General features: G+C 41.4%; 14 protein-coding genes. 5 read left to right on the forward strand and 9 right to left on the reverse strand.

Going from position 1 to position 12312, the window contains the following annotated elements; all coding sequences use genetic code 11:
- Positions 1-162: 162 nt before the first annotated feature.
- Entirely contained in the window at positions 163-594 is a 432-nt protein-coding gene (locus ACZ43I_RS02970; protein ID WP_344703498.1) for a MarR family winged helix-turn-helix transcriptional regulator, read from the forward strand.
- 90 nt (positions 595-684) lie between these two features.
- On the opposite strand, the gene ACZ43I_RS02975 is transcribed toward ACZ43I_RS02970, so the two are convergent.
- The 3 genes from ACZ43I_RS02975 to ACZ43I_RS02985 are packed head-to-tail and all read right to left on the reverse strand — an operon-like array spanning position 685 to position 2968.
- Positions 685-1107, reverse strand: a complete 423-nt coding sequence (locus ACZ43I_RS02975) for a GNAT family N-acetyltransferase (protein ID WP_344703500.1) — start codon at positions 1105-1107, stop codon at positions 685-687.
- Between the two features lie 11 nt (positions 1108-1118).
- Positions 1119-1592 (reverse strand): DUF2538 family protein, encoded by a 474-nt coding sequence (locus ACZ43I_RS02980; RefSeq protein ID WP_464761742.1) that lies wholly within the window; start codon positions 1590-1592, stop codon positions 1119-1121.
- Positions 1593-1597: 5 nt separating this feature from the next.
- Entirely contained in the window at positions 1598-2968 is a 1371-nt protein-coding gene (locus ACZ43I_RS02985) for an LCP family protein (RefSeq protein ID WP_344703504.1), read from the reverse strand.
- A 258-nt stretch (positions 2969-3226) separates the two neighbouring features.
- Here ACZ43I_RS02985 and ACZ43I_RS02990 point away from each other — a divergent pair, with 258 nt between their 5' ends.
- A complete protein-coding gene (locus ACZ43I_RS02990) occupies positions 3227-4279 on the forward strand; it encodes an acyltransferase family protein (RefSeq protein WP_344703506.1) in 1053 nt (350 codons plus the stop codon).
- A 246-nt stretch (positions 4280-4525) separates the two neighbouring features.
- Here ACZ43I_RS02990 and ACZ43I_RS02995 read toward each other — a convergent pair whose 3' ends face one another.
- The 5 genes from ACZ43I_RS02995 to ACZ43I_RS03015 are packed head-to-tail and all read right to left on the reverse strand — an operon-like array spanning position 4526 to position 8397.
- Positions 4526-5290, reverse strand: coding sequence for a WecB/TagA/CpsF family glycosyltransferase (locus ACZ43I_RS02995; protein WP_344703508.1), 765 nt, complete (start codon positions 5288-5290; stop codon positions 4526-4528).
- An 8-nt stretch (positions 5291-5298) separates the two neighbouring features.
- Entirely contained in the window at positions 5299-6633 is a 1335-nt protein-coding gene (tagH, locus tag ACZ43I_RS03000; RefSeq protein ID WP_344703510.1) for a teichoic acids export ABC transporter ATP-binding subunit TagH, read from the reverse strand.
- Between the two features lie 11 nt (positions 6634-6644).
- Entirely contained in the window at positions 6645-7466 is an 822-nt protein-coding gene (locus ACZ43I_RS03005) for an ABC transporter permease (protein WP_344703512.1), read from the reverse strand.
- A 45-nt stretch (positions 7467-7511) separates the two neighbouring features.
- Complete coding sequence (locus ACZ43I_RS03010; RefSeq protein WP_464761743.1) at positions 7512-7919, reverse strand: CDP-glycerol glycerophosphotransferase family protein; 408 nt, start codon at positions 7917-7919, stop codon at positions 7512-7514.
- Positions 7885-8397: a CDP-glycerol glycerophosphotransferase family protein gene (locus ACZ43I_RS03015; RefSeq protein ID WP_464761744.1), complete on the reverse strand. Its 513-nt coding sequence runs from the start codon at positions 8395-8397 to the stop codon at positions 7885-7887. Before ACZ43I_RS03015 ends, ACZ43I_RS03010 begins: the two co-directional genes overlap by 35 nt.
- Positions 8398-8516: 119 nt before the next feature.
- On the opposite strand from ACZ43I_RS03015, the gene ACZ43I_RS03020 reads away from it, so the two are divergent.
- From ACZ43I_RS03020 to ACZ43I_RS03030, 3 genes are all read left to right on the forward strand, one after another.
- Complete coding sequence (locus ACZ43I_RS03020; RefSeq protein ID WP_380710055.1) at positions 8517-9476, forward strand: IS30 family transposase; 960 nt, start codon at positions 8517-8519, stop codon at positions 9474-9476.
- Between the two features lie 120 nt (positions 9477-9596).
- Positions 9597-9992, forward strand: coding sequence for a glycerol-3-phosphate cytidylyltransferase (gene tagD / locus ACZ43I_RS03025; RefSeq protein WP_344703516.1), 396 nt, complete (start codon positions 9597-9599; stop codon positions 9990-9992).
- A complete protein-coding gene (locus ACZ43I_RS03030) occupies positions 9967-11151 on the forward strand; it encodes a CDP-glycerol glycerophosphotransferase family protein (RefSeq protein WP_344703518.1) in 1185 nt (394 codons plus the stop codon). Before tagD ends, ACZ43I_RS03030 begins: the two co-directional genes overlap by 26 nt.
- Positions 11152-11168: 17 nt before the next feature.
- Here the strand turns inward: ACZ43I_RS03030 and ACZ43I_RS03035 are convergent, their stop codons facing one another.
- On the reverse strand, positions 11169-12263 hold the full coding sequence (locus ACZ43I_RS03035) for an acyltransferase family protein (RefSeq protein WP_425568398.1): 1095 nt from the start codon (positions 12261-12263) through the stop codon (positions 11169-11171).
- Positions 12264-12312: the final 49 nt, after the last annotated feature.

Genomic DNA, 12312 nt, shown 5'->3' on the forward strand with positions numbered 1-12312 from the left:
CATTTGCCGTTTGTCAATAAGGGTGAAACACAAAATAAACGTTTCTTGGGCGCAGTCACTGAGAATTAGAGCGACTTTTTCCTCTAATTATATTGTGCACAATATAGTTTTGTGTATAATGGTAAGTGTCTGAGTAAATGTTAGGAATGGCGGGCAGATAATATGAGCGAAACAACAAATGATGTAAACATACGGAATGTGTGCAGATACATTTTTATGCTGAATGCAAAAATCGATCATTTAGCTGAGTTCAAGACTGAATTGGGCACTTTATCCAGGGAACAGCTCTATATCGTTGAAATGATTTCAGAAGAGCCAGGACTTACACAAAAAACGATTATAGGCCGATTGAATAAAGAGCAGACTTCAGTCTCACGAGCCGTCCAGACTCTGGTGGACCAAGGTTATATAGCCAAACGGCGCAACGAGAATGATATGCGTGCGTCCCATCTCGAAATGACCGATGCAGGAAGCGAAGCATTGGCAGAATTGGAACCTTCGATCTGCGAACTTAGTGAAAATGTTGTGGAAGAGTTGAATGACGAAGAAAAACGCACATTGATGGATACCTTACGTAAAATTCAAGTTCAATAACCCTCTCCAACTTCTTGGAAAGGGTTTTTTTAATGCAGAAAAACGGGTCATAAAAAAATTCCAAGGGAGACTCCCTTGGATTTTTTATGTCTACAACGTGCGTTCCATATATATGTGCGGAATGCCCGCATCCTCGAATTCCTCTGAAGCTACTTCATAGCCGAGCTTCCTGTAGAAATCAGCGGCATGGACCTGCGCGCCGAGTCTCGCTTTGGCATAGCCCGCTTCCCGGGCATGCTTATGGACGAAAGCCATCAGCTCCCGGCCGTATTTCAATCCGCGTGCTTCAGGCAGCACCGCCATGCGTTCGATCTTGATCAATCCGTCGCCTGCCGGGCGATATCTGACGGTGCCGACGGGTGTATCTGCTGTCAGCAGGATATGCGTCGATGTATCTTCATATTCGTCTATTTCCCGGTCCATCGGCACATTCTGTTCTTCGACGAAGACGCGTTTACGGATTTCGAGGCACTGGTCGTACATCTTTTGGCTGTCTGCCACTTTTATTTCCATCAACATTCTCCTTACATCGCATTTTTTCTTCTGATGGCAGTGAACTGCCAAAATACCCGCATCTGTTCGAGGTTCCAGTATTCCAGTCCAAGGGAAAGCGCTGGAGGGGTATTGAACTTGAACCCGCTCGCCTCAGCGGCAGCCAATGCCAGATACTGGATGTGGGGACGCAGATTTTTGAAGGGTTGGGACAATCTGCCGTCCTCTCCGCGGATCCAGTCCATCGGGAAGGTGAGTTCGAATATGTTGATCTGCTTGTATATTTCAGGCAACGCGATGAGATAGCATGCCGCATCCACTTCAGCATTGGATTCAGACTCTGCAAAATAGCCCTTTATCGACAGATACATCTCCTTATGGTCATGGTTCTGATAAAAATACCTATCCTCCGGCTGTGCTTCTCCGCTGCGCTTGATCTGATCTTCCAGGTAATCGAACATCTCATTGATGTTCGTTTCCTTGTCGTAAGTCCTGCGCATCATCATCCCTCCTAGACCCCATCATATGAAGGGGTTTCCTGTGTGTTCTCCTCATAGTAAGGTTCCTGTGTTTCTTCTTCGTAATATGGAGCCGCATCTTCCTGATACGGTTCCTGCGTTTCTTCTTCGTAGTACGGTTCCTGTGTACTTTCTTCATATTGAGGCGCAGTGCTATCTTCTACGGATGGCTGTTCTGTAGTCGGCTCCTCATCGGTGAATTCTGGGTTCATATCCCTATCGGGCGCTTCAACTGACTCTTCATCCTGACCTTCTTCCGTATTGAAGCCATTGCCGAGCTGGCTATCATAACCTTCCCGCATGAAGTAGGGCGGTTCTGCCGCCTGGTAGTCTTCAAGCTCCGTGCCTTCTATAAATTGGTAGGGCACGATCATCTCCGACAGCCGGATGTTGATCAGGTCATATGGATCAGGCGCTTCAAGACCGAGCACTTCCCTAAGCGTTTCTGAAATGCGGTACAGATGCTCTTCGTTCGCCCAGTAGAAGTAGGCGCCGTTTTGCTGGAACCAGAAGTCGCTTCCTTTGATCTGTGTCGTGTTGAAGTTGATGTCGTTGAAGGAGTAGTAGGCAGCAAGGCTACGGATCGTCTTCGACTCCATATTGTGTTTTGTATTATCTGCGACGACTTCTATCAGTTCGTCAAGCTTTGACAGTGCGCCCGTCGATTTGGCCTTTGATAGGATCGCCTGGACCAGCTCCAATTGGCGTTGGCCACGGCCAAGATCACTGTCGACTTTACGATTCCTTACGACTGCTAATGCTTCTTCACCATTTAGAGTTTGTTTACCCTCTTTCAGCTCGATTTTTCCTTTATCTTTTGAATTTTGTTCGCTCATTTCAAATGGAACATCGAATTCTACTCCACCAAGTGCATCTACAATGTCCACTACAGCATCCATATTGGTCCGAATATAGAAATCGACTGGAACATTGAGGAGCGACTCAACGGCGCGCATAGACCCATCTGGGCCGCCTTCACGATGGGCATGAGTAATTTTATCGAAATAATTTTCTTCTGGGAAGTAGGTTAGCGTGTCGCGCGGGATGCTGACAAGTTTCACTTCCTCCTGATCTTTATCAAAAGTAGCTAGAATCATCGTATCCGTACGATAATCCCCCTTACCCATATCCTCACGTCTGTTGCGTGACTCACTTTCATCAATACCAAGGATTAAAATTGTAAAACTATCCATTTCTGGGTTGATATCTTCGATTCTCAATTCTGATCGGTCCCGATCAGTAGCTTCAAATGATTCCGAAACGCCTTTTTCGAAGGAATTAAAAAGGTTGTAGATGTAGGTACCGATTACTACAAGCGCTATAAGCAAGGCGATAAGAATACCGTAAAAAATTTTTCTTTTCATAATCAATTTGACTCATTTCTTTTAATTTTAGTCTGTAATCTCTGGTACTATCCAATAAGTATAATATGAAAGGGGAAGGAAAGGGAATTGGTATGTTTAAAGTAATTTTAACATAAAATTTTTTCCTATGAATTTTCTTTCGATAATTCAATAGATTTAAAACTGCTTTTGCTTTACACTAGATTAGTAATTTTAAATAAATTAATATCTGATAGACACCCAACTAGAAAAAGTATCGTAACAAGGAGTGCAAATAGATTGGCAAAGTTTAGCTACGTCGTATTTTGGCTACGTGCAATTTCATGTCTAAGTATAGTGATGATTCATTCTATAACTACAACTTTTTACAAATTTGATATTATGGATCATCCTTTTAGATTAAGAGTTTTTCAGCTTTTGTTAATGTTTAGCACCCCTACTTTTGTATTCATTTCAGAATTCTTATTAGCTAAAAGGCAAGGCATAAGTTTGAAAAAAGGTTTTTTTAAAAATAAACTGCTTTATTTAGGGTTACCTTACATCATAGTGAATTTCGGGCTTGCATTCATATATAGTAAACCAGGAGATGTACATAGTTACCTAGAAACATTATTCCAAATGATGTTCAGAGGAGGTACAGTGACTTATTTTATAGTTATTATCATCCAGTTCTATATCCTTCACTATTTATTTGCAAAATATTTGATAAGATTCAATCCATTCATCATTATCTTGTTATCATTAGCCATTTCAAGTGGTTATTGGGCGCTTCGTGATTTTATGATCCCATTGGATCTACCAGTATTACATATGATATGGGAGAGAGAAGGGTGGATGATATTTGTTGGATGGCTGATATATTTTTCTTTAGGATTCTATATAGGTAACTATTATGAGGCCTTCATAAGTAATATAAAAAAATTCACTATACCTATAATTCTATTGTTTACTTTTGCGACCATTTTCATGATTTATAATTACTATTCTGGAGCGATATCAATAGTAGAGTCTAAAAGGGCAGATATACCATTTTATTGCACGTCAATTATTTTATTGTTTTTTTTAGTCTCTAGTTATATAAACTATCTACCAAAATTTATATTGTTTATCAGTAACTATTCATTTTCAATTTATCTTACACATTACTTTTTTGTGCATAGACTAGGACAACTTAGTGATAGTCCTGAGACAAATATTATTTTCACATTTATTTTAACTGTTACACTTTCCTTACTTACAGCTCAAATATTTAATGCTTTTAGATGGGGGAAATTTATAGTTGGTGGAGTAGGTAAGTTAAAATATGAGGAGGTAGTCGGTAGAAATTATTAATAGAATAATTGGTTGAATTGAATAGATATCGATAGTATGGATTAATCTTTCATAAGTATGCTGGGTGGCACTATAATAAAAAGAATGAATTCTTAATCGTGTTTTAAAAATTGAACACCTAGACTCGATTTTGAGTCTAGGTGTTCATTTAACCTTTGTATTTTTATACCATTATATTGATAATAAGGATTGCCATTAAAAAGTATATTAGTATTATAGCGATTATGAGGCCTAGTATTTGGTTTTTTATTTATCTATTCTAGTTATTTTTATCATTTTACTGATGATTGGCACATGCAGAAGCATAAACTTTATTACTTTTAAGATTCTGAGAAAACGTTTCGGCTCTTGAATAAGCCGATACAGCCATTCAAGTTGAAGTGTAATCCAAATCTGAGGCGCCCGTTTTACATTGCCTGACATCACATCCAAAGTGCCCCCGACACCTATAAAAATTCCTTTGCTGAAATAATCGATATTATCATAAATCCATTTCTCTTGACGCTCCATGCCGAGAGCCACCAGAATGATATCGGGATTACTGTTAACCATTGAGGCTATAAATTCTTCGCTTGTGATATCGGCGTAACCATGCTCGTACCCCGCAATGATAAGCCCTGGAAACTTCTTGCGGGCGTTTTCTACAGCTTTTTGGTTTGAATCTTTTTTTGCGCCAAGGAAGAATACGCTATGACCTTTTTGGGCAGCATATTCTAGCATGGCATGAGTTACATCCACACCGCTTAGGCGCTCTTTTAGAGGCATCCCACTTATTTTGGCAGCGTTTATGATGCCTATACCGTCTGGTAGCACATAATCTGCAGATTCTACATGCTGCTTGAATTCAATAGATTCTCGTGTCCTTATGACAAACTCAGGATTTGCCGTAACAATGAAACATTTCCTTTCCTCTTCAAGAAATGGATAGATTGTTCGATTTAAAAAAGAGTCCATTGATGCATTGACGAAATCGATTCCCATTATCGGTGTGGTTACGTAATGATTATTCATAAAATGCCTCAATCCTCATTGATGAGTTGACTTTCGTGGACCCATACAAGATTTTTTTCTCCATCGATGACTCCTTTGTACCAAACATTATTGCCAATTAAATTAGTCTCATCAATATAAAATCTGTAATTTTTATATTTCTCAAGTGATTTATATATATATTGCTTTTTGCCTCCCCACGGTTCAGAACTTGCGGAACCTTTCCCTTGGACTTTCATTGTTTTATCGTCACTATCCACATATACATGAGAATGCATGGATAATTCGGTAGCCTTTACCCATCCGACCACTCCGTCTACGCCACTTGGACGTGTGCTAAGCAAGCAATATTTCTCGAATCGGTAGGTGGCTTCCCGCTTAATATAATAAACAGTATCTTTATATTTTTGAACTGGTATTTTATCATCGGCTATACTTGGTGCTTTATATATATAAGTACTTTTACTGGTAAAATGTGCAAGTTTGCTAGTCGGGACGACCGTATAATCATTGGAGACATCCAGTTCTTCTTCATCATCCATGACCAACAAATTTCCCAGTTGTCTATAAGTTGTATCGTTTCCGTTTTGTTCCATCATACGGGCGCGGTATGCGTCGCGTTCTTCTTTGGACATCTCCTGCCATTTATTAAGGAATGATTCGTAGAGAGGGATGACATCGTTCACTTCACCAAAAGCTTTGACGCGCCCAAACTCAAGCCATAATATTTTGTTGCAGAAGTTTTTGACTTGGTTGATGGAGTGACTGACAAAAATCATCGTTTTGCCCTGTTCTTTGAATTCATTCATTTTTTTAAGACTTTTTTCCGAAAATGCACGGTCACCGACTGATAGTGCCTCGTCTATGATCAGGATATCCGGATCAACGTTGACGCTGATGGCAAAACCGAGCCGGGACTTCATCCCGCTTGAATATGATTTGACCGGCTGGTCTATAAACCCTTCCAGCTCAGCGAAAGCAATGATGTCAGGTTCCAATTCACGGATTTCATCGCGCGAAAAACCGAGCATCAGACATTTCAACTCGATATTATCGCGTCCCGTCAAATCATTATTCAAACCGGCAGCAACTGCTATCAACGAAGTCTGTCCATTTACAGCAACTTCACCTTTGGATTGGGGTACAATGCCTGCAATGATGTTTGATAAAGTTGATTTGCCGGAACCATTTATGCCGATGAAACCTACGACGTCCCCTTCTTCTGCTTCGAAGTCGATGCCGCGCAAGGCATGAAAAACCTCCCCGTGGGATCTGGGTGAGATCAGATCCAATATGCGTTCCTTCTGGTTGTCGTATAACTTATAATGCTTTTCTAGGTTTTTGGTTATGATAGTTTTTGTCATATATATCCCTCTTATAGATAATCAATGAAATTACGTCTGAATTTGACATGCAGGATTGAACCGATGGCTAATATGACGAAAATAAGGCTCCAGAAATACAATGTCAGTTCCCAATGCGTGACCAGATACCACTCGGTGCCGAAAAACACTGAACGGTAGCCTTCGATGAGGTAGACGAGAGGGTTCAGTCTCATCAACTGCATCAAAAGCGGAAAGTCCGACAGGAGTGACAAGGGCCATAAGACTCCTGATAAGTATAAGCCCATGCGTAACAGGGAGCTCAGTAACATATGTACATCCCGGACAAGCGTGGATAGCGTAGAGGTGATCAATGAAAACGAAAATACGAGCGCATATGTACCAAATATGAAGTAGGGCAGCTGCAGATAATAGATGTTGATGTAATAACCCGCTAACTGAAAAACGATAAAGACAATGCCGAGCATGATAATATGTGTATAGAACTTTGAGAATATCGCAATGTTGGGTATTAGACTCAACGGGAAATTCATTTTTGAGAGCAATTTCAAACGGGTGTAGATGGATTTGGATGCTTGGACAGTGCCCTGGAAAAAGAACGTCCATAATATGAATCCGACAAATAACCAGAAGAAGAACGGAACTTCTTCTCCTCCCATTTCTATCGGTTCTCGCTTCCGCAATGTAGAGAAGACGAACCAGTATATTAGTATACTGATTAAGGGGGTAAGTATTTCCCATACTGTCCCCAGATAGTTATTCTGATTTTTACTTTTGACGTCGTACATGGACAGCCGTCTTACAAGATAAAAATGATTCAGCTGTTCCCTCAATACTATCAATATTGATTTCATCTCTTTTTCACAACCATTTCCTTCATCGTTGTTGAATTATACAATTTAAGATTCCAAATGACAAATAATCCTGTCGCTGACACGTTTTGCAGCTTCTCCATCTTCAAGAGCACAGAAACGTGCACGAAACGCAGCAGTGGAATAGATCTCGTTGAAATCCGTCGTTTCGGTCATCTTTATTGTCTCGATCAAGTGCTCGGTCGTCTCGACTAGCGGACCGGGTGCCATTGTTTCAAAATCGAAGTAGAAGCCCCGGACATTTTCCCTGTAATGCTCAATATCATACGTATAGAAGATCATCGGCCGCTTGAGATTCGCATAGTCAAAGAACACCGAGGAATAATCTGTGATGAGTAAGTCAGAGACTATATACAGATCTCTTACATCTTCGTAGGCAGAAACATCATAAAAGAAGTCTTTATACGACGAAAGATCTAGGTTCTCTGCAACCAAGTAATGAAGCCTCAACAGGACTTGATTCGGCTGTAAAGTTCCGTTTATATTTGTCTGTATCAGTTCCGGGCATGAGGACACTGTTGATATCAGTGCCGAGTTTCTTCAATGGCGTCCCATGCCATGTCTGTAGGTATAGGGTGTCGTCGGGCTTTGGGATCCACAGCGGCAGACGGCTGTTCGTCACCCACAAAGCTGCTTTGTTCATATAAATCATCCAACTAGGTGTAAAACGCGTTACGTAAGGAATGTCCAATGTTTTAAATACTTTCCTATGGCGACGATCAGCACTCCAGAGTAACCGGTAATCTGGATAGTGGGCGGTCATATATTCATAAATTGCCCGTGGGTTATCGCTGTACTGTTTGCCAAGGAAACTTTCGAATATGATTAGCCTGTAATCTTTATGGAAAGACTTTCCGAGCAACCAAAACAATATTTTGTAGAACTTCAACAGAATCACTTTTAATGTTTTCATAGTCACCACACCGTTAATAATCGCCGATTGTAAAATTAAGCTAGACACCTAAAAAGGGTCACGCGTGATACACTCAAAATGAGTTTTCCGACCAAAGAAAATCATAGGAGTGATCACGCATGACCTACACCCATATTACCACGGACGAGCTAGTAATCATAGAAGCCTATTTCCATCAAGAGACCCCGACTTCACAGATTGCGAAACGGATTGGGCGTGCCCGTCAGACGGTCCATAATGTCATCGCATATCTCAAGGACGGGCACACTGCGCTGGAGTATTATCGGCGCTATAAGGAAAACAAAAGCCGGTGTGGTAGAAAACGGATTGTTCTACCGACCGATCAGCAGAAACATGTTGAAAAGCAGGTGGCGCAAGGCTGGACACCGGATGTGATTGTCGGTCGGCAGGAGATGCCAATTGACTGCTCGGGCCGTACACTGTATCGAATGTTCAAACGAAAAACCTTTGATGTAGCCACACTGCCGATGCAAGGCAAGCGAAAACCAAATGGCCATCAGGAACGCCGGGGCAGACAGGCCTTCAGGCGAAACATCTCTGAAAGAACAACTGACTACCCGGCGTTCAATGAAGAATTCGGCCATCTCGAGGGAGATACCATCGTCGGTGTCCGCCACAAGAGTGCCGTCATCACGCTGGTTGAACGCCTGTCTAAGGTCATTATCACCTTGAAGCCTGAAGGCCGGACGGCACAGGCAATCGAGTCTGCCATCAATACGTGGTGTCAAGAGATGCCCAGAAACCTGTTCAAGTCCATCACTTTCGACTGTGGTAAGGAATTCTCCAACTGGCAATCGATGAGCAACCAGAACGATCTGTCCATCTACTTTGCCGACCCAGGGACACCGTCTCAACGGGGATTGAATGAACATTCCAATGGCCTGCTCAGAAAGGATGGACTGCCCAAAGACATGGATTTCAACACGGTCGATCAGATATTTGTCTCGTCTGTCGCTTCAAGAAGAAACCACATACCGAGAAAATCATTGAACTACCGGACACCATTGGAAGTCTTTTTGAGTTACATGGGTGAAAAGGAACTGTCTAGCTTATTTTGACAAACGAAAAATAGTATTATGTATATGATATAATTTGTTATGATATACTTTTTACATCGCCATCATATTAGCATATCAAAAATATTATACCATTATCATGGTATAGTAGGGAGGCACACTATGAAAAAAGTAATTACTTATGGCACATTTGATTTACTTCATACCGGCCACATCAATATTCTGAGACGTGCAAAAGAACTCGGTGACTATCTCATCGTGGCAATCTCAACCGATGAATTCAACATGCTTAAGCATAAGCAAGCATACTATCCTTTTGAACAGCGGAAGCAGATTCTAGAAGCTATACGCTACGTGGATGAAGTCATCCCAGAAAATGACTGGGACCAGAAGATCCAGGATGTCAAGGCACATGAGGTCGACATCTTCGTCATGGGACATGACTGGGAGAGCGAATTCGACTTTTTGAAGGACTATTGCGAGGTCATCTATTTACCACGTACCGAAGGGGTTTCGACGACAAAAATCAAACATGATCTGTCTCATCGAAATGATTAAGGAAGCGGCACTCGCCATCTATCTGACGGCCGTCCGCACCGTCTTCCGCTTGTGCCGTCTCGCGCCGCTCCAGCACAAGACGGTCATGCTTGCTTCGTTCGGTGACAATATCCAGGTGGTGGCAAGTGAAGTGTCAGCACAGACGGATTCACGAGTCGTCATTCTAAAGGAACCCGGGTGTCGGCAGAAGTTCGACAGCATAGCGAGTCGAAATATCATCCGTTTTTCACCAGCCCGACCCAGCAACTGGCTAAAAGGCCTATACCACCTCGCCACGGCGGAGGTGGTTTTCGTCGACAACTATCATTTGATTCTAGCCGCATGCGACTTCCGGCAAGAAGCGGTGTGCGTCCAATTGTGGCATGCCAACGGGGCAGTCAAAATGTTCGGTTTGTATGATAAGACAGCATCGGACAGACCAAAATCGGCTATCCGGCGCTTCAGGCAAGTATACAGTCGTTTCCATAAAGTGGTCGTGAGTTCAGATGAGATGGCTGGTATTTTCAAACGAGCCTTCGGCCTTGATGAAGCTAACATTCTCAAAACCGGGGTGCCTCGAACAGATTTCTACCGCTCGACACAACGCGTGAAGAAGGCTCGGGAGGAGATGGAGATGTCACTACCGCAGCTCCGTGATAAAAAGGTGTTGCTCTATGCACCGACATTCCGAGATTCAGACTTCACCATTGATAGCCTGCCGCTCGACCTCGAAAAAATGAAGGATGCGCTCGGCACGGATCATCATCTACTTATCCAGTTGCATCGCACGGTGCAACTTGTGGATACATATAACTCCGATTTTGTCACCCACACTTCCGGAAAATATGACATTGCGTCACTGCTGAGCGTCGCGGATCTCCTCATTACGGATTATTCGTCGATTCCATTCGAGTTCTCTATGCTCGGCAGGCCGATGCTTTTCTTTGCCTATGACCTCGAGCAATACAAGGTGACACGAGGTATTTGGTTTGAATATACCGCCATGATGCCGGGGCCGGTCGCTCGTACCACAGATGATGTAATACGGCACATTAAAGAGAATCATTTTGATTATTTAGAGGTCGCAAGCTTTGATGCTATCTGGAATAAATATGCAACTGGAAATGCTTCAAAGAACCTTGTGGAAGTACTATATAAGAAGACGCCAGAAGAAATTTAGTTTCTTCTGGCGTCTTCTTAATTACTTTTTAATGTAGATGGAGAAACACTTTCTTTTTTAACGGACTCAATAGAACTAATAGAAGGAACTCTAAAGTTGGGTACATTACCAACAATGAATTTTCCTAGAGAAAATCGATTAATTATATATGCAAAACAAATTGAGAGAGTTATTCCAAGTATACTTTTGTAAAGAATATCGTAAAAGACAATCTCATGTAACATTCCCATTCTATTCATGAACGCGAGATGTAGCAAATAGATACTGAACGAATAGTTGCTTATGAAAACTATAAATCTAGGAATATTTACTATATAAGATTGTATTAAGAAGAACAATAATAACACGGCAGTGGTATAAATAGGTGTATCCAACCTCTTTGATCCAATGGCGCTGTTAAGGCCTGTAGTGTGGGTATAAAATACAATGAGAATGCTCATGAGAAATAGCGTGATAATAGGGAAAGTATAATTTTTGATGGTCGATGTGAACTTCTCATAGTAGATTCCAATATAATATCCAAGAACAAAATACGTTAACCATCCAAAAAATATCGTCTGTCCCTCTTTCCCCCACAGAATGCCACCAACAAAATTCTCAGGAGATGGATAAATCAATCTTATTCCCCAATAAATGGAGGTCAATATGATTGAAATTATGATAATAGGAATAGGTGGTAGTTTTCTCAGATACTTTGAAAATAGATAATGCAAGATATAAAATTGAAAGATTATAACGATAAAGTAGGTCACTGAATAACCTCGTATTGATACAAGCAGAAAAGCATCTATGAATTCCATAAGTGTCTGTGGGGAATGGCTACTAAAAGTCCAGTATATATTAAGGAACACATATGGTAGCCCTAAATACAATAGACGCTTTTTGAAGAATCCTCTTTTAAGTTTATCTCCATACATATGTGCAATAAGGAATTCTGAAATAAATACAAAAGCAGGCGTACAGAACATAAGGTAGATTTGGAGATAGGTTGGCCACTCATTTTTGACGAGTTGAGGATTGTTTGAGAGTGTCAAAGAAACACTATGTATAATGACAATACCGATACACGCAATAGAACGAAGCCAAAATATCTCCGGTAATATTTTTTTCATTTATTTACTCCTTTGCATCATAATGGTTAATGATTATCAACGTGCCATA

The organism is Salinicoccus jeotgali, from assembly GCF_055379195.1.

Excerpts from the sequence above, each read along its gene's own strand:
- ACZ43I_RS03020 (WP_380710055.1), top strand. The coding sequence starts at position 8,517 with ATGACCTACACCCATATTACCACGGACGAGCTAGTAATCATAGAAGCC.
- tagD (WP_344703516.1), top strand. The coding sequence starts at position 9,597 with ATGAAAAAAGTAATTACTTATGGCACATTTGATTTACTTCATACCGGC.
- ACZ43I_RS02970 (WP_344703498.1), top strand. The coding sequence starts at position 163 with ATGAGCGAAACAACAAATGATGTAAACATACGGAATGTGTGCAGATAC.
- ACZ43I_RS03005 (WP_344703512.1), bottom strand. The coding sequence starts at position 7,466 with ATGAAATCAATATTGATAGTATTGAGGGAACAGCTGAATCATTTTTAT.
- ACZ43I_RS03035 (WP_425568398.1), bottom strand. The coding sequence starts at position 12,263 with ATGAAAAAAATATTACCGGAGATATTTTGGCTTCGTTCTATTGCGTGT.
- ACZ43I_RS02975 (WP_344703500.1), bottom strand. The coding sequence starts at position 1,107 with ATGGAAATAAAAGTGGCAGACAGCCAAAAGATGTACGACCAGTGCCTC.
- ACZ43I_RS02985 (WP_344703504.1), bottom strand. The coding sequence starts at position 2,968 with ATGAAAAGAAAAATTTTTTACGGTATTCTTATCGCCTTGCTTATAGCG.
- ACZ43I_RS02980 (WP_464761742.1), bottom strand. The coding sequence starts at position 1,592 with ATGATGATGCGCAGGACTTACGACAAGGAAACGAACATCAATGAGATG.
- tagH (WP_344703510.1), bottom strand. The coding sequence starts at position 6,633 with ATGACAAAAACTATCATAACCAAAAACCTAGAAAAGCATTATAAGTTA.
- ACZ43I_RS03015 (WP_464761744.1), bottom strand. The coding sequence starts at position 8,397 with ATGAAAACATTAAAAGTGATTCTGTTGAAGTTCTACAAAATATTGTTT.
- ACZ43I_RS03030 (WP_344703518.1), top strand. The coding sequence starts at position 9,967 with ATGATCTGTCTCATCGAAATGATTAAGGAAGCGGCACTCGCCATCTAT.
- ACZ43I_RS02995 (WP_344703508.1), bottom strand. The coding sequence starts at position 5,290 with ATGAATAATCATTACGTAACCACACCGATAATGGGAATCGATTTCGTC.